Annotated in this window: 14 protein-coding genes and 1 tRNA gene; 2 read left to right on the plus strand and 13 right to left on the minus strand. The window is 73.4% G+C overall.

Going from position 1 to position 15,673, the window contains the following annotated elements; translation table 11 throughout:
• Positions 1 to 24: 24 nt before the first annotated feature.
• The 11 genes from prmC to IFT90_RS09180 all read right to left on the minus strand — a co-directional run bounded on the left by prmC (position 25) and on the right by IFT90_RS09180 (position 13,491).
• On the minus strand, positions 25 to 912 hold the full coding sequence (prmC, locus tag IFT90_RS16905; protein WP_192041903.1) for a peptide chain release factor N(5)-glutamine methyltransferase: 888 nt from the start codon (positions 910 to 912) through the stop codon (positions 25 to 27).
• Positions 909 to 1,991: a peptide chain release factor 1 gene (gene prfA / locus IFT90_RS16910; RefSeq protein WP_192041904.1), complete on the minus strand. Its 1,083-nt coding sequence runs from the start codon at positions 1,989 to 1,991 to the stop codon at positions 909 to 911. Before prfA ends, prmC begins: the two co-directional genes overlap by 4 nt.
• Complete coding sequence (gene rho / locus IFT90_RS09140) at positions 1,991 to 4,201, minus strand: transcription termination factor Rho (protein WP_192041905.1); 2,211 nt, start codon at positions 4,199 to 4,201, stop codon at positions 1,991 to 1,993. Before rho ends, prfA begins: the two co-directional genes overlap by 1 nt.
• Before the next feature lie 260 nt (positions 4,202 to 4,461).
• A complete protein-coding gene (gene thrB, locus IFT90_RS09145; RefSeq protein WP_192041906.1) occupies positions 4,462 to 5,415 on the minus strand; it encodes a homoserine kinase in 954 nt (317 codons plus the stop codon).
• Positions 5,416 to 5,428: 13 nt separating this feature from the next.
• Complete coding sequence (gene thrC, locus IFT90_RS09150) at positions 5,429 to 6,511, minus strand: threonine synthase (protein ID WP_192041907.1); 1,083 nt, start codon at positions 6,509 to 6,511, stop codon at positions 5,429 to 5,431.
• Entirely contained in the window at positions 6,511 to 7,845 is a 1,335-nt protein-coding gene (locus tag IFT90_RS09155) for a homoserine dehydrogenase (RefSeq protein WP_133737675.1), read from the minus strand. Before IFT90_RS09155 ends, thrC begins: the two co-directional genes overlap by 1 nt.
• Positions 7,846 to 7,928: 83 nt before the next feature.
• A complete protein-coding gene (lysA, locus tag IFT90_RS09160) occupies positions 7,929 to 9,332 on the minus strand; it encodes a diaminopimelate decarboxylase (protein WP_192041908.1) in 1,404 nt (467 codons plus the stop codon).
• Between the two features lie 96 nt (positions 9,333 to 9,428).
• Complete coding sequence (locus IFT90_RS09165; protein WP_192041909.1) at positions 9,429 to 10,196, minus strand: DUF2993 domain-containing protein; 768 nt, start codon at positions 10,194 to 10,196, stop codon at positions 9,429 to 9,431.
• Positions 10,197 to 10,203: 7 nt separating this feature from the next.
• On the minus strand, positions 10,204 to 11,868 hold the full coding sequence (gene argS, locus IFT90_RS09170) for an arginine--tRNA ligase (RefSeq protein WP_192041910.1): 1,665 nt from the start codon (positions 11,866 to 11,868) through the stop codon (positions 10,204 to 10,206).
• A 96-nt stretch (positions 11,869 to 11,964) separates the two neighbouring features.
• The gene (locus tag IFT90_RS09175) at positions 11,965 to 12,750 is read right to left on the minus strand and encodes a gamma-glutamyl-gamma-aminobutyrate hydrolase family protein (RefSeq protein WP_244644841.1); all 786 of its coding nucleotides are present in this window, start codon (positions 12,748 to 12,750) and stop codon (positions 11,965 to 11,967) included.
• A gap of 51 nt (positions 12,751 to 12,801) precedes the next feature.
• A complete protein-coding gene (locus IFT90_RS09180) occupies positions 12,802 to 13,491 on the minus strand; it encodes a pyridoxal 5'-phosphate synthase (protein WP_199861748.1) in 690 nt (229 codons plus the stop codon).
• Positions 13,492 to 13,579: 88 nt separating this feature from the next.
• Between IFT90_RS09180 and IFT90_RS09185 the strand changes: the two genes are divergently transcribed.
• Positions 13,580 to 13,654, plus strand: a tRNA-Arg gene (locus IFT90_RS09185).
• 119 nt (positions 13,655 to 13,773) lie between these two features.
• Here the strand turns inward: IFT90_RS09185 and IFT90_RS09190 are convergent.
• Together IFT90_RS09190 and IFT90_RS09195 are read right to left on the minus strand one after the other, a co-directional pair.
• Positions 13,774 to 13,989 (minus strand): hypothetical protein, encoded by a 216-nt coding sequence (locus IFT90_RS09190; RefSeq protein ID WP_192041912.1) that lies wholly within the window; start codon positions 13,987 to 13,989, stop codon positions 13,774 to 13,776.
• A 172-nt stretch (positions 13,990 to 14,161) separates the two neighbouring features.
• Positions 14,162 to 15,055, minus strand: a complete 894-nt coding sequence (locus IFT90_RS09195) for an EamA family transporter (protein WP_192041913.1) — start codon at positions 15,053 to 15,055, stop codon at positions 14,162 to 14,164.
• An 83-nt stretch (positions 15,056 to 15,138) separates the two neighbouring features.
• Between IFT90_RS09195 and IFT90_RS09200 the strand changes: the two genes are divergently transcribed.
• Entirely contained in the window at positions 15,139 to 15,546 is a 408-nt protein-coding gene (locus IFT90_RS09200; protein WP_192041914.1) for a sortase, read from the plus strand.
• Positions 15,547 to 15,673 lie beyond the last annotated feature (127 nt).

The raw sequence follows: 15,673 nt of genomic DNA on the forward strand, positions 1-15,673 counted from the left end.
AGTGCGGACGACCTGGAGAGGGCGTCAGCGCACCGCCGTCGTCGCACGGTCGCGACCGGTGAGGTCGGGGTGCGTGACCGTGGACCGCCAGCCGTCGGCGTCCAGCAGGTCGCGGATGGCGCCTCCCTGTGCCTCGCCGTGCTCGATGACGAGCACACCACCGGGGCGCAGGAGGCGGAGGGCCGTCGCCGACAGGTCGCGCACGACGTCGAGGCCGTCAGCTCCCCCGTAGAGGGCGAGCGCCGGGTCGTGCAGGCGCACCTCGGGATCGCGCGGAACCATCCCGACGGGGATGTACGGCGGGTTCGAGGCGACCACGGACACGGTGCCGTCGAGCTCGGGCAGGGCGTCCGCGAGGTCGCCCTCGACGAGGCGGGCGTTCTCGGCGCCGACCGCGGCGATGTTGCGACGGGTCCAGACGGCCGCCTCGGCCGAGAGCTCGACCGCGACGACGGACGCGTGCGGCACCTCGGTGGCCATGGCCAGGGCGATGGCGCCGCTGCCCGTGCCGAGGTCGACCGCGATCGGGGCGGGCTCGGCCGCGGCGCGCAGGGCGTCGACGGCCAGCTGCGCCACCCCCTCGGTCTCGGGTCGGGGCACGAAGACGCCCGGTCCGACGTGCAGCTGCATCGACCGGAACGGAGCGGTGCCCGTGATGTGCTGGAGCGGTTCCCGAGCGGCGCGCCGTGCGATCGCGGCGGCGAACGCCCCGGCGGCGTCGGCCGTCAGGGCGGACCGGGTGACGACCCGGGCGCGGAGCACGCCCCGACCGAGGTCGAGCACGTGGGCCAGCAGCAGCTCCGCGTCGACGTCCGGCGTCGGCACCCCGGACGACGAGAGCACGGCCGACCCCGCCGCGAGGGCGGAGTCGACCGTGCGGGCGTGCCCGAGGTCGGCGACGGCGTCGGTCACGACGCGGCGTCGCCGATCTCGGCGAGCCGGGCCTCCTCGTCGGCCTGGATGCACGACTCGACGACGGGCTGCAGGGCCCCGTCCATCACGGCGTCGAGGTTGTACGCCTTGTAGCCGGTGCGGTGGTCGGCGATGCGGTTCTCCGGGAAGTTGTAGGTGCGGATGCGCTCCGACCTGTCCATGCCCCGGATCTGGCTCTTGCGGGCGTCCGACGCGATCGCCGCCTGCTCCTCCTGCTGGCGCGCGAGGATGCGCGCGCGCAGGACGCGCATGCCGGCCTCGCGGTTCTGCAGCTGGCTCTTCTCGTTCTGCATCGCCACCACGATGCCTGTGGGCAGGTGGGTGATGCGGACGGCCGAGTCGGTCGTGTTGACCGACTGGCCCCCGGGGCCCGACGACCGGTAGACGTCGATCTTGAGGTCGTTCTGGTTGATGTCGACCTCCTCCGGCTCGTCGACCTCGGGGAACACGAGGACCCCGGTCGTGGAGGTGTGGATGCGGCCCTGGGACTCCGTGGCGGGCACGCGCTGGACGCGGTGCACGCCTCCTTCGTACTTCAGGTGCGCCCAGACGCCCTGCGAGGGGTCGGTGGCGTTCGACTTGATGGCGACCTGGACGTTCTTGTACCCGCCGAGGTCGCTGTCGTCGTTCTGGATCATCTCGGACTTCCAGCCCATGCCCTCCGCGTAGTGCAGGTACATGCGCAGGAGGTCGGCGGCGAAGAGGGCGCTCTCCGCGCCTCCCTCGCCCCCCTTGATCTCCATGATCACGTCGCGGCCGTCGTCGGGGTCACGAGGGATCAGGAGGCGCCGCAGCTTCTCCTGGGACTCGTCGAGGCCCTGCTCGAGCGCGGGCACCTCGTCGGCGAACGCCTCGTCCTCCTTCGCGAGCTCCCGTGCGGCCTCGAGGTCGTCACCCGCCTGCTGCCACGCCGAGTGTGCAGCCACGATGCGGCTGAGCTCGGCGTAGCGGCGGTTGATCTTCTTGGCGCGCGCGGCGTCCGCGTGGACCGCGGGGTCGCTGAGCTGGGTCTGGAGGTCGTCGTGCTCCGCGAGGAGCACGGACACCGACTCGAACATCAGTGGTCTTTGTGGCCGGCGTCGTGGCCGTTCGCGGGCATCGACTTCTGGATCTGCACGAGGAACTCCACGTTCGACTGCGTCTCCTTGAGGTTGCCGAGGACGATCTCGAGCGCCTTCTGCTGCTCGAGGCCGGCGAGGGCGCGACGCAGGCGCCACGTGATCTTGACCTCGTCGGGGCTGAGCAGCATCTCTTCGCGACGCGTGCCGGAGGCGTTGACGTCGACGGCCGGGAAGATCCGCTTGTCGGCGAGGTGACGCGAGAGGCGGAGCTCCATGTTGCCGGTGCCCTTGAACTCCTCGAAGATCACCTCGTCCATCTTCGAGCCGGTCTCGACCAACGCGGTCGCCAGGATGGTCAGCGAGCCGCCGTTCTCGATGTTGCGCGCAGCGCCGAAGAAGCGCTTCGGCGGGTAGAGGGCCGACGAGTCGACGCCGCCCGACAGCACGCGGCCGGAGGCCGGGGCGGACAGGTTGTAGGCGCGGCCGAGGCGGGTGATCGAGTCGAGCAGCACGACGACGTCGTGGCCCAGCTCGACGAGGCGCTTCGCCCGCTCGATCGCGAGCTCGGCGACCGTCGTGTGGTCCTCGGCGGGGCGGTCGAACGTCGAGGCGATGACCTCGCCCTTGACCGTGCGCTGCATGTCGGTGACCTCTTCGGGGCGCTCGTCCACCAGGACGACCATGAGGTGCACCTCGGGGTTGTTCACCGCGATGGCGTTGGCGATCGCCTGCAGCACGAGCGTCTTGCCGGCCTTGGGCGGCGAGACGATCAGGCCGCGCTGGCCCTTGCCGATGGGCGACACGAGGTCGATGATGCGGGTCGAGAGCTTCTGCTGCTCGGTCTCGAGGCGCAGTCGCTCCTGCGGGTAGAGAGGCGTGAGCTTGCCGAACTCGACGCGCTTCGCGGCCTCCTCGACGGGCTGGCCGTTGATGGAGTCGATCCGGACGATCGCGTTGTACTTCTGGCGGCCCTGGCCCTGGTCGCCCTCGCGCGGCTGGCGGATCGCGCCGACGACGGCGTCGCCCTTGCGGAGGTGGTACTTCTTGACCTGGCCGAGCGACACGTACACGTCGCTCGCGCCGGGCAGGTAGCCCGTGGTGCGGACGAAGGCGTAGTTCTCGAGCACGTCGAGGATGCCGGCGACGGGGATGAGGACGTCGTCCTCGGAGATCTCAGGCTCGAACTCGTCGGTCTGGACGCCTCGGCCGCGCTTGCGGTCACGCTGACGGCCACGGCCCTGACGGCCGTTCTCGTCCTGCTGCTGCTGCGGGCCGGTGCCCTGCTGGCGGTCCTGCTGCTGGCGGTCGCCCTGCTGCTGGTCGGCCTTCTGGCCGCCCTGCTGCTGACGGTCCTGCTGCTGCTCGCCGGCCGCGGCCTGCTGGCCGGACTGGCCGTTCTTGCGGTCTCCGCGGCCACGGCTGCGGCTGCGACGGCCACCGCCCTGCTGGCCGGACTGGTCGCCCTGACCCTGGTCGCCCTGGCCCTGGTCGCCCTGCGCCTGGTCGCCCTGGCCCTGGTCGTCCGCACCCTGGGCGCCCTGGGCGCGCTCGGCGGCGTCGAGGTCGGTGGTGGTGTCGGAGGGCTGCTCGCCCTGCGCCGCGGCCTGAGCCTCGGCGACGGTCGCGTCGGAGGCGCGGCGCGAGCCACGGCGGCTGCGCGAGGGACGCTCGGCGGCGACGGGCGGCTCCTGGGCGACCTCTGCCGCGGGAGCCTGCTCGGCCTGCGCGACGGGAGCCTCGACCGGGGTCGTGGCGGGGGCCTGGAGGACGGGCTCGACGCCCGACTCCCCGCCGTTGACGTGGTCGCCGGCGCCGCGCTGGGCGGGAGCGCCGGCAGCGGAGGTGGCGCGACGCGAGCCGCGACGGGCACGGGTCGGGGCGACGGTCGCCTCGTCGGCGGTGGGGACTTGAGCGGCCTCGGCCGGCTCGGTGCCGGCCACGCCCTCGACGGGCGCGTCGGCGACGGCCTCGACGGGCACGTCGAGCACGGGCTGCTCGACGACGGGCGCGGCGGCCTCGGCCGGGGCAGCGCTGCCCCCGGCCGACTGCGCCTGCACGGCGGCGATCGCGGCGACGAGGTCGCCCTTGCGGAGCTTGGAGAGACCGCTGATGCCGAGCGAGGAGGCGAGGGCCTGGAGCTGCGGGAGGCGCATGGCGCTGAGCTCGGCGGTGGTGTCCGCAGAGTTGGGGATGTCGACGTCTGACACTGGTGTTGGGTTCCTTCCGCTCCCCCGCGAGAGCCGCGAGGCTGAGCTGGTCACACCTCGTGGCCTGGGGTCTGCCCTGTCGGCAGGCCCTGCGCGGATGCGCGCTGCGCGGGATGCGCAGAGGAGCTCACGGAGGTGCGGCGCACGTACGCCAGACAGGCGGACGGACGCTGCGAGATGTGCACTACGGGATGTGCGGCCCGGGGGGATCAGGGAGCCTGGGGACTCGACACGCCTACTCGAGAACCGAGGAGGTGCTGCTAGAAGCCCAGGGGATCTTGATTCTCTACCGGGTGCGGCTTCACTGTAGCACCCCGCAGGTCGACGGCGAGCATGACGGCGCGCCAGTCGGACAGGGAATGCTCGGCAACGAGATCAGCCGCGAACAGGCGCTGCGCGGGGTCGCTCCCGAGCACCAGCAGCGACGGTCCCGCGCCGGACACGACCGCGGCCAGGCCGGCGTCCCGCAGCAGGGAGATCAACGCGTCGGTCTCGGGCATGGCGCTCGCCCGGTAGCTCTGGTGGAGCCTGTCCTCCGTGGCGGCGAGCAGCAGCTCGGGGCTCTGGATCAGCGCCGCCACGAGCAGCGCGGAGCGCGACACGTTGAACGTCGCGTCCTCGTGCGGCACCGACGCGGGCTGGAGGCTGCGCGCGAGCTTCGTCGAGAGGGTCGACTCCGGCACGAAGACGACGGGAGACACGCCCCGGTGCACGAGGAGGCGCTTGTGGGCGGGGCCCGACGAGGTCATCCACGCGATGGTCAGCCCGCCGAAGAGCGCCGGGGCGACGTTGTCGGGATGGCCCTCCATCTCGGTGGCCACCCGCAGCAGGTCGGCGGAGGAGAACTCGACCACTCCCTCCAGCAGGCCCTTGGCGGCGACGACGCCGGAGACGATGGCGGCGGCCGACGAGCCGAGGCCGCGCCCGTGCGGGATCACGTTGCGGGCCTCGAGCCGGAGGCCCGGCAGCGGCTGCCCGACGGACGCGTAGGCCGCGGCGATGGCCTGCACGACGAGGTTGCCCTCGTCGGTGGGCACCTCGCCCGCGCCGACGCCCTCGACGTGCACCTCGACGCCCGAGCCCGTCGTCGTGGTGACCACGAGCTCGTCGTAGAGCGAGACGGCGAGCCCGAGCGTGTCGAAACCGGGACCGAGGTTCGCCGAGGTCGCCGGCACCCGGACCAGCACCGACCGCACGTCGCCCGCTCGGGTCATCAGCACGCCTCGGTCACGCAGAGGCCGCGACGAGCCCGAGCACCTCGGCCACGCGCGAGGTGTCGCTCTCGACGACCGTCGGCGTGACCTCGGAGCCGTCGGCGCGACGGAGCGCCCACTGCGGGTCCTTCAGGCCGTGGCCGGTGACCGTGAGGACGACCGTCGCGCCCGCCGGGACGACGCCCGCGTCGGAGCGCTCGAGCAGGCCCGCCACGCTGATCGCCGACGCCGGCTCGACGAAGACGCCGACCTCGGCCGCCAGGATCTTCTGCGCGGCGAGGATCGCCTCGTCCGTGATCGCTCCGAACCAGCCGTTCGTGAGGTCGCGGGCCTCGAGGGCCAGCTGCCAGGAGGCGGGGTTGCCGATGCGGATCGCGCTCGCGATGGTCTCGGGGTGCTTCACGACCTCGCCCGCCACGATCGGCGCCGAGCCGGAGGCCTGGAAGCCGAACATCCGCGGCAGGCGCGTGGACCGACCGGCCTCGACGTCCTCGCGGTAGCCGCGGGTGTAGGCCGTGTAGTTGCCGGCGTTGCCCACGGGGAGGAAGTGGAAGTCGGGGGCGTCGCCGAGCACGTCGACGACCTCGAACGCGGCCGTCTTCTGGCCCTCGATGCGGTCGTTGTTGACCGAGTTCACGAGGTGCACCGGGTAGTTCTCGGCCAGGTCGCGTGCGATGTCGAGGCAGTCGTCGAAGTTGCCCTGGATCTGGATCAGCTGACCGTCGTGGGCGACGGCCTGGCTCAGCTTGCCCATGGCGATCTTGCCCTCGGGCACGAGCACCGCGGCGGTGATGCCGGCGTGCGCGGCGTAGGCGGCGGCCGACGCCGACGTGTTGCCGGTCGACGCGCAGATGACGGCCTTGGCGCCGTGCTCGACCGCCTTCGAGATGGCCATCGTCATGCCGCGGTCCTTGAAGGAGCCGGTCGGGTTCATGCCCTCGTACTTGACGAACACCTTCGCCCCGGTGCGCGCGGACAGCGCCGGCGCCGGGATGAGGGGCGTGCCGCCCTCGCCGAGGGTGACGACCGGGGTCGCCTCCGTCACGTCGAGACGGTCGGCGTACTCGCGCAGGACACCCTGCCACTGGTGGGCCATCAGGCTCCTTCGACTCTCAGGACGCTCGTGACGGAGTTCACGACCGCGGTGTTGCGGAGGGCGACGACCGTGGCGGCGAGGTCGGACTCGCGGGCACGGTGCGTGCCGATGATCAGGGTAGCGGTCGCGGGGGGCGCCTCCTCGTCACGGGACGCACCGGGCTCGAGCCCGCCGGTCTGCTCGACGCTGTGCACGCTGACGCCGTGCTGGCTGAGCACCGTCGCGACCTCGGCGAGGACGCCGGGCTGGTCCGCGACGTCGAGGGTGATCTGGTAGCGGGTGACCACGTGGCCGATGGGCAGCACAGCCAGGTCGGCCTGGGTCGACTCGGCGACGCCGGGGCCGCCGATGACGTGTCGACGCGCGGCGGACACGAGGTCGCCGAGCACCGCCGAGGCGGTCTCCACTCCCCCGGCGCCCGCGCCGTAGAACATGAGGTCGCCGGCGGCCTCTGCCTCGACGAACACCGCGTTCTTCGCGCCGTGGACGGCCGCCAGCGGGTGGTCGAGCGGGACGAGCGCGGGGTACACGCGAGCGCTGACGCCGTCCACGCCGTCGGAGTCGGTGAGCCGTTCGCAGATGGCCAGGATCTTGACCACGTAGCCGGCCTTGCGCGCAGCCTGCACCTGCTCGTGCGTCACGGACGTGATGCCCTCGCGGTGCACGGCCGAGAGCGGCACCGTCGTGTGGAAGGCGAGGCTCGCGAGGATGGCCGCCTTCTGCGCCGCGTCGAAGCCCTCGATGTCGGCCGTCGGGTCGGCCTCGGCGTAGCCGAGGGCCGTCGCGGTCGCCAGGGCGTCCTCGAGCGTGTCGCCGTCGGTGTCCATCCGGTCGAGGATGAAGTTGGTCGTGCCGTTGACGATGCCCATGATCCGGCGGATCCGGTCGCCGGCGAGGCTGTCGCGGAGCGGTCGGATGATGGGGATGGCGCCGGCGACGGCCGCCTCGTAGTAGAGCTGGGCGCCGACCTGCTCGGCCGCCGCGAAGAGCTCGGGGCCGTGGTGAGCGAGGAGCGCCTTGTTGCCCGTGACGACGTCGGCCCCCGACAGCAGCGCCTGCAGCACGTGGTGGCGGGCCGGCTCGAGCCCGCCCATGAGCTCGACGACGATGTCGGCCCCGAGGATCAGCGACTCGAGGTCGGTGGTGAACAGCTCGCGCGGCAGGTCGACGTCGCGGGGCGCGTCGACGTCGCGGACGCCGATGCCGACCAGCTGCAGGCCGGCGCCGGCGCGACCCGCCAGCTCGTCGGCGTGCTCGAGGAGCAGGCGCGCCACCTGCGACCCGACCGATCCGGCGCCCAGCAGGGCGACCCTCACGTCGCGGTATTCGTCCATGGTGTTCCGTTCTGTGGAGGCGACCCGGTCGGGGCGCCGTGAGCTGAGGGGCAGGGGTGGTCGGGAGACGTGCGCCGCGAGGCTCAGTCGAGGCCGGCGTCGCGGGCGAGGAGGTCGGCCTCGGTCTCACCACGGACGATGACCCGAGAGGCCCCGTCGCGCACCGCGACGACCGGGGGCCGCCCCACGTGGTTGTAGTTGCTCGCGAGGCTCCAGCAGTACGCGCCCGTCGCGGGCACGCCGAGCAGGTCGCCCGGCGCGACGTCGGCGGGCAGGTACTCGGCCAGCACGACGAGGTCGCCGCTCTCGCAGTGCTTGCCCGCGACCCGGACGAGGGCAGGGCCCGCCGAGGAGGCGCGGCTCACCACGCGCGCGGAGTAGTCGGCCTCGTAGAGGGCCGGCCGGGCGTTGTCGCTCATCCCGCCGTCGACGCTGACGTAGCGACGGACGGCGGTCTCTCCGGTCTGCTCGTCGACCGTGACCGCGACGTCCTTGACCGTGCCCACCGTGTAGAGGGTCGTGCCGGACGGCCCGGCGATCACCCGGCCGGGCTCGACGGCGACCACGGGCAGCGGGATGCCGAGCCGCGCGCACTCGGCCGCGACGATGTCGGCCAGCGCGGCGGCGAGCTCGTCGAGGGGACGCGCGTCGTCGACCGACGTGTAGGCGATGCCGAAGCCGCCGCCGAGGTTGAGCTCGGGGACGGGACCGTCGGCGAGCAGCTCGGCGTGGAGGGCCAGGAGCCGGCGCGCGGCCTCGCCGAACCCTTCCGAGCCGAAGATCTGGGAGCCGATGTGGGAGTGCAGGCCGAGGAGCCGCAGCGACGGCCGGCTGCGGATGTCCGCCACCACGGCCGGTGCGTCGGCGAGGGTGATGCCGAACTTCTGGTCCTCGCGGGCCGTGGCGAGGTAGTCGTGCGTCGACGCGTGCACGCCGCTGTTGACGCGGACGCGGACGGACTGGACGACGCCGTGACGAGCCGCGGCCTCGGCGACCCGCACCACCTCCTCCGCGTTGTCGACGACGATGTTGCCGATGCCCGCCGCGACGGTGCGGTCGATCTCGGCGAGCGACTTGTTGTTCCCGTGGAACGCCATGCGCGAGGGCTCGACGCCGGCCGCCGCGGCCACGGCGAACTCGCCGCCGGTGCAGATGTCGACGCGCAGGCCCGCCTCCGCGACCCAGCGGGCGACCTCGACGGACAGGAAGGCCTTGGCGGCGTAGTAGACGATCGCGCTCGTGCCGACACGTCCGAGCTCTCGGTCGAACGCCTCCTTCGCGCCGCGGGCCCGCCCTCGGAAGTCGTCCTCGTCGACGACGTAGAGGGGACTGCCGTGACGGGCGACGAGCTCGGTGGCACGGACGCCGGCGACGGCGACGACGCCGTCGTCGTCGCGGAGGGCGCCGTGCGACCAGACCGAGCGGTCGAGCGCGTCGACGTCGTCGGGCTCGAGCAGCCAGTCGGGAGCGAGGGGGTTGGGCGACACGGGGACCTCGGTGGGGATCGGGAGGGGCGGGACGACGACGAGCCTAGCGACAGCGGCCGCGCGTGACGGAGCCCTGCGGCGGCCGGCGCCCTGGCATCAGCTGCAGCTGCCCTTCGCGGCCAGGCCGGAGGAGGTGAGCGGCAGCCCGTCCGACCGGAGGCCGAGCTGCACCCGGCCCCGCTCGACGTCGACCGACGTCAGCACGACGCCCGGGGGCAGCTGCTCGGCGACGCAGACGCGCTGGGCGAAGTCGCCGAGGAACGGGGTCAGGTCGAGCGACAGGGACGTGTCGGGCAGCGACGCCCGCGTCGGGGTGAAGTCGAGGGCACGGCCGTCGTCGGCGATCGCGGGCGTGGCCGTCACGTCGACGGGCACCGACCCGAGCACGGGCACGTCGAAGCTGCGGGCGTAGGTCACGTCGCCGTCGCCGAGGGTCACGGTCGCGCCGGCGGACGAGACGCCCTCGAGCGAGCTGACCGTCGCGGAGTCGGCCGAGAGCGTGCCCGTGACCGCGCCGGAGGTGCCCTCGAGGTCGGTGGGGACGTCGCTGACGTCGAGGCGGAACGAGACGGGGTCGCCCGCCGAGCCCGAGGTCAGCGTCACGTCGTCGAGCGAGCCGTGCACGATCTGCCAGAGCACGGAGGTGCCGTGGACGTCGACGGCCACGTCGTCGAGGCCGGTCGCGGTCGAGATCTCGGCTGCGGCGCGCTGCTCGACCAGGCCACGGGTCACGACGTCGGCCACGACCGCGAGGATCGCGAGCACCACCAGAACGCCGACCAGCACGAACAGGCCGGCGGCGGCGCCCCGGGCACGGCGGCGCGGGACGGCCCGCTCGGCGAAGAAGTCGTCGACGTCGCTCATCTCGTCGTCACATCCGGTCGGGAGCGGAGACGCCGAGGAGGCCCAGGCCGTTGCGGATGACCTGGCCGGCCGCGTCGTTGAGCCAGAGGCGCGTGCGGTGCAGGTCGGTCACCTCCTCGTCGCCGAGGGGGGTCACCCGGCAGCTGTCGTACCAGCGGTGGTACGTGCCGGCGAGTTCTTCGACGTAGCGGGCGACCCGGTGCGGCTCGCGGAGCTCGGCGGCCTGGACGACGACGCGCGGCAGCTCGGCCAGGGCGCCGAGGAGGGCGCTCTCGGTCTCGTGGACGAGCAGGGAGGCGTCGAACGCGTCGCGCGTCACGCCGGCGGCCTCGGCGTTGCGCGCCACGGAGCGGGTGCGGGCGTGCGCGTACTGGACGTAGAACACGGGGTTGTCGTTCGTGCGCCGCGTCCAGAGGTCGAGGTCGATGTCGATCGAGCTGTTCACGGGGCTGCGCACCAGCGAGTAGCGACCGGCGTCGATGCCGACGGCGTCGACGAGGTCCTCCATCGTGACGACGGTGCCCGCGCGCTTCGACATGCGCATCGGCTCGCCGTCGCGGAGCAGGTTGACCATCTGGCCGATGAGGATCTCGAGGTTGACGCCCGGCTCGTCGCCGAACGCCGCGCACATCGCCATCATGCGGCCGACGTAGCCGTGGTGGTCGGCGCCGAGCATGATCAGGTTGCGCTCGAAGCCGCGCTCGCGCTTGTCGAGGTAGTAGGCGAGGTCGCCCGCGATGTACGCCGCCTCGCCGTCCGTCTTGATGACGACCCGGTCGCGGTCGTCGCCGAACTCGGTGGTGCGCAGCCAGGTGGCGCCCTCGGCCTCGTAGATGTGCCCGAGCTCGCGGAGCCGGGCGACGGCGCGCTCGACGGCCTTCGACTCGTGCAGCTCGTTCTCGTGGAAGTAGACGTCGAAGTCGACGCCGAAGTCGTGCAGCGACTGCTTGATGTCGGCGAACATGAAGTCGACCCCGGCGGCCCGGAAGGCCTCCTGCGCCTCGTCGCGCGGGAGCGCGAGCACGTCGACGTCGGTCGCCGCGAGCACGCGGTCGGCGATGTCGGAGATGTACTGACCGCCGTAGCCGTCCTCCGGCGTCGGCTCGCCGAGCGCCCGGGCGACGAGGCTGCGGGCGAACCTGTCGATCTGCCCGCCGTGGTCGTTGAAGTAGTACTCGCGGGTGACGCGCGCGCCCTGCGCCTCGAAGACACGGGCGAGGCTGTCGCCGACGGCGGCCCAGCGGACGCCGCCCATGTGGATGGGACCCGTGGGGTTCGCCGACACGAACTCCAGGTCGATGGTGACGCCGTCGTAGTACGAGCCGCGGCCGAACTCGGCCCCCTGCTCGACGATCGTCCTCGCGAGCAGGCCGGCGGCGGCCGCGTCGAGCCGCACGTTGACGAAGCCGGGGCCGGCGACGTCGACGTCGGACACGCCGTCGACCTCGGCCAGCTCGGCCGCGATCTCGGTCGCGAGGTCGCGCGGCGAGGCGCCGACCCGCTTGGCGAACTTCATCGCCACGTTGGTGGTCCAGTCGCCGTGGTCGCGGTTGCGGGGCCGCTCGAGCACGACGTCGGCGGGCGTCACGACGACGTCGGCGGGAACGCCTCGACGCTGGAGCACCCCGTCGACGACGGCGAGCAGGGACGTGGAGAGTTCGGCGGGAGTCACGGTCGTCGAGCTTACCGGCTGGGCACGGGGAGACCGGCGGGACGGTCGACCACCGGCCGAGCCGCGGTCGCCGGGACGGCGCGCGGGAGGCGGCGGTCAGGCGGCGCGGGACACCTCTGCGGCCTGGGCCGCCAGCAGGGACAGGAGGAGCGGCAACTGCGTCCGGTCGGCGCCGCGGTCTTCCGGGTGCCACTGCACGCCCGTGATCGGCGCGGTCTCGTGCTCCACGGCCTCGACCCCGCCGTCGGCGGTGCGGGCGACGACCTCCAGGCCCTCGCCGACCCGGTCGACGGCCTGGTGGTGCGCGCTGCGGACACGGGCCGTGGTGCCGCCGAGCGCCGCCGCGACGCGGCTGCCGGGGGCGAGCTCGACGTCGTGGTCGACCATCAGGCTCTCGACCGCTCCCGAGCCCCGGTGGGCGCCGTCGGCGTCGTCGAGGTGCGGCACGAGGGTGCCGCCGAGCGCCACGTCGATCACCTGGTGCCCGCGGCAGATGCCGAGGAGGGGGGTGGACCGGACGAGCGCACGACGCACGAGGGCGATCTGGCCGGCGTCCGCCTCCTCGTCGTGACGCCCCTCGCCCTCGTAGCCGCGGCGTCCGCCCCAGGCGACCGGGTCGAGGTCCTCTCCCCCGGCGATCACGATCGCGGAGGCACCGTCGGTGACGCGGAGGAGCTCGGCGGCGCCGAGGTCGCCCGCGGCGAAGCGCTGAGCGTCCCAGCCGAGCGCGATCGCGTCCTCGACGATGCGCTCGTTCAGCGTCTGGACGTACGCGTGGTACCGCGGAGCGTGGGGCCGGTGTGCCGTCACCTCGACCACGGCCAGCATCGGGCGCGCGGCGACGACGGCAGCGGACCCGGGGCGGACGAGGGAGGAGGTCATGGCTCCATGGTCGTCGGCGGTCACGGCCCTGGCCAGCTGTGTGTCGCGGCGTTACGGCCAGAGGGAGGCGCGGCGCCAGTCGTCGCCGACCCGGTCGTACCGCACGCGCACCTGGTCGCGGCCCGTCGTGGCCTGCCAGAACTCGACCGACACCGGCAGGACTCGGTACGCGGTCCAGTCGTCGGGCACGAGGTCGTCGTCGGCCTCCACCTCGGCGCGGGCACGGTCGAGCGCCTCGTCGGCCGCGCGCACGTCGTCGATCTCCGTGCTCTGCGGCACGGCGACGGCGACGGCACGCGAGTCGGGGTGCCGGTGGCGGAAGTCCTGCTCCGCGACGTCGCGGGGCCCGGCGACCGCCGAGCCGGTGACGCGGACCTGCTGCCCCTGCGCCGCCCAGAAGAAGGTGAGCGCGACGCGCTCGTCCTCGGCGATCTGTCGGCCCTTCGGGCTCAGCGCCGACGAGGTGAACCAGAAGGCGTCGTCGACGTCCTTGAGCAGGAGCGTGCGGGCCGCGGGGCCCGACGCCGTCGAGGCCGTCGACAGCGTGAACGCGTGCGGCTGGACGACGCCGACGGCGACGGCGACGTCGAGCCACTCGAGGAACAGCGCGATCGGGTCGGCAGGCGTCGACGAGACATCGAGCTCGCGGACGTCGGGGCTCGGCGACGCCGCCCCCTTCACGCGGTCGCGGAACGAGGACGAGGACGAGGAGGCGCCGGGCGCGGAGTCGGGAGGAGTCACAGGACCAGCCTGCTCCCGTCCGGTCGCCGCGTCCGTCGACCACGTCCATGACCGCGTGCAATCGCTGCTAGCCTTGTCGACGTCCCTGGCCCCCATAGCTCAGGGGATAGAGCACTGCCCTCCGGAGGCAGGGGCGAAGGTTCGAATCCTTCTGGGGGCACCACGCACCACCTCGGCCGACCGGCCGGCAACGACGAAGGCCCCGCTGATGCGGGGCCTTAGTCGTGCTCGTGGGCGGTCGGCCCCCGGCTCCGTTGCCGGCGGTCGACCGCTCGTCGCGGCTCAGCTGTACGTGAGCGCGATGACGGCGACGTCGAGCGTGCGGTACGCGCCCTCGGCACGGGTGGCCGAGCGGACCCGGCCCCGCAGGACCTCGAAGCGGCCCTCGGTCTCGTGCACGAAGCCGATGACGCCGGCGGTGGGGGTGGACACCCGGTGGAAGCCGTCGCCCAGGGGCACGACCTCCGCTCGCGACGTCCTCTCAAGAACAGCACCCATGATGTCCTCCTCAGGTCAGACGGCCTCGGGTCAGGCCGGTCTCCGGAGAGTACCCCGCGAAGCCGCCGCGGAGCCCCGTGAACGGGGTACAGGCGGCCACGACCGCTCCTCGTCAGTCCAGGACCGCCCGCTCACCACCCGTCGGCGGAACGGGTGCCGCAGGGGTACGACGTCAGGTGGGCGGCGGCTCCACGAGCGGCCCGTCGCGACGGGGCCGGCGCGCGGTGGCCGTGACGCCGACGCTCGCGGCCGTCACGAGGGCGAGGGCCACGAGCTCGCGCGCGCCCAGTGCCTGGCCGAGCACGACGAGGCCCGCGAGCGCGGCCGTCGCCGGGCCGAGGCTCGACAGGACGCCGAACACCCGCGTCGGCAGCCGCCGCAGGGCCACCATCTCGAGGGAGTACGGCAGGGCGCTCGTCAGCACCGCGACGACGAGGAACACGAGCAGGAGGCTCGGGTCGGCCGAGACGGCCGAGGCCGCGTCCCCGGCCCCCAGCGGCACCACGATCACTGCGGCGACCGTCATCGCGACGGCGAGGCCGCCGAGCGAGTCGTCGCCCCGGCCGAGGCTGGCGTTGGCGACGATGTAGCCCGCCCAGAAGGCGCCCGCCCCGAGTGCCAGCAGGACGCCGAGGATCGGGGTGGCACCGCTCGAGTCGAGGCCGAGCACGACGACCCCCGCCAGCGCGAGAACGGCCCAGGCCGCGTCGACGAACCGCCGCGTCTGCACGAGGGCGACCGTGAGCGGGCCGAGGAACTCGAGGGTGACCGCGACGCCGAGGGGCACCACGTCGATGGCCAGGTAGATCAGCAGGTTCATCCCGGCGAGGGCCACGCCGAGCAGGACGACGCCGAGCCACGTACGGCGCGACCAGCCGCCGACGCGCGGCCGGAAGACGAGCAGCAGGACGAGGGCACCGAAGCCCAGGCGGAGCGCCGCCGCGCCGAGCGGGCCGAGGGCGTCGAAGTGGGTGCGGGCCAGGGCGGCGCCGAACTGGACCGACACGATGGCCGCGACGGCGAGGAGCGGGGCGGGCACGCGCTCGAGGGCGGCGGGGCGGGTCACGGTCGGCAGGTCTCCGGGGTCGTCGGGGCGGGACGAGTCTAGGGCGGCAGGACCACGCGGCCCGGCCACAGTACGATCGAGGGGTGTCCGACGCCCTCACCGTGATCTCCCCCGTCGTGGAGCTCTTCGGCTGGTTCGGGTTCGTCGTGGGCACGCCTTTCCTGCTCGCCGGCACCGTCATGCGCTCGCGCTCTCGTCGGTGGGAAGAGACGGTCGCCGTCGTCATCCCCGCACCCGACTGGGCGCACGCGGCCACCGCGAGGTGGATGGACTCCTCGGGCGAGCTGCACGAGACCGAGTTCGACGACCACCCCGTCGACACCCCGGTCGAGACCGAGCTGGTGGTGCACTACGACCCGTGGCGGCCGACGCGGCCCCGGCTCGACGCGCCGCACGAGGACGGCCGTGCCCTCCGCACGGTGGGCTGGATCCTGATCGGCGTCGGTGCCCTCTGCGCTGTCGCTTCCATCGTCCTGCTCTTCGTCGGCTGAGCTCCCGCCCCGCCGCGCTCCCTCCCCCGACGAGGGACGGCTCCTCCCGTCCACCGCGACACCCCCCTCTCGGACCCCGTCGGGGGGCCCGTGGCTAGACTCCAGCCACCGGACCGAGGGGAGAACC

This window comes from Frigoribacterium sp. CFBP 8766 (genome assembly GCF_014841435.1).
Classification (GTDB): Bacteria; Actinomycetota; Actinomycetes; order Actinomycetales; family Microbacteriaceae; genus Frigoribacterium.

Coding starts and splice junctions, on each gene's coding strand:
- IFT90_RS09155 (WP_133737675.1), bottom strand. CDS start 7,845: ATGGACGAATACCGCGACGTGAGGGTCGCCCTGCTGGGCGCCGGATCG.
- thrB (WP_192041906.1), bottom strand. CDS start 5,415: ATGACCCGAGCGGGCGACGTGCGGTCGGTGCTGGTCCGGGTGCCGGCG.
- IFT90_RS09175 (WP_244644841.1), bottom strand. CDS start 12,750: ATGACCTCCTCCCTCGTCCGCCCCGGGTCCGCTGCCGTCGTCGCCGCG.
- IFT90_RS09165 (WP_192041909.1), bottom strand. CDS start 10,196: ATGAGCGACGTCGACGACTTCTTCGCCGAGCGGGCCGTCCCGCGCCGC.
- IFT90_RS09190 (WP_192041912.1), bottom strand. CDS start 13,989: ATGGGTGCTGTTCTTGAGAGGACGTCGCGAGCGGAGGTCGTGCCCCTG.
- thrC (WP_192041907.1), bottom strand. CDS start 6,511: ATGGCCCACCAGTGGCAGGGTGTCCTGCGCGAGTACGCCGACCGTCTC.
- prfA (WP_192041904.1), bottom strand. CDS start 1,991: ATGTTCGAGTCGGTGTCCGTGCTCCTCGCGGAGCACGACGACCTCCAG.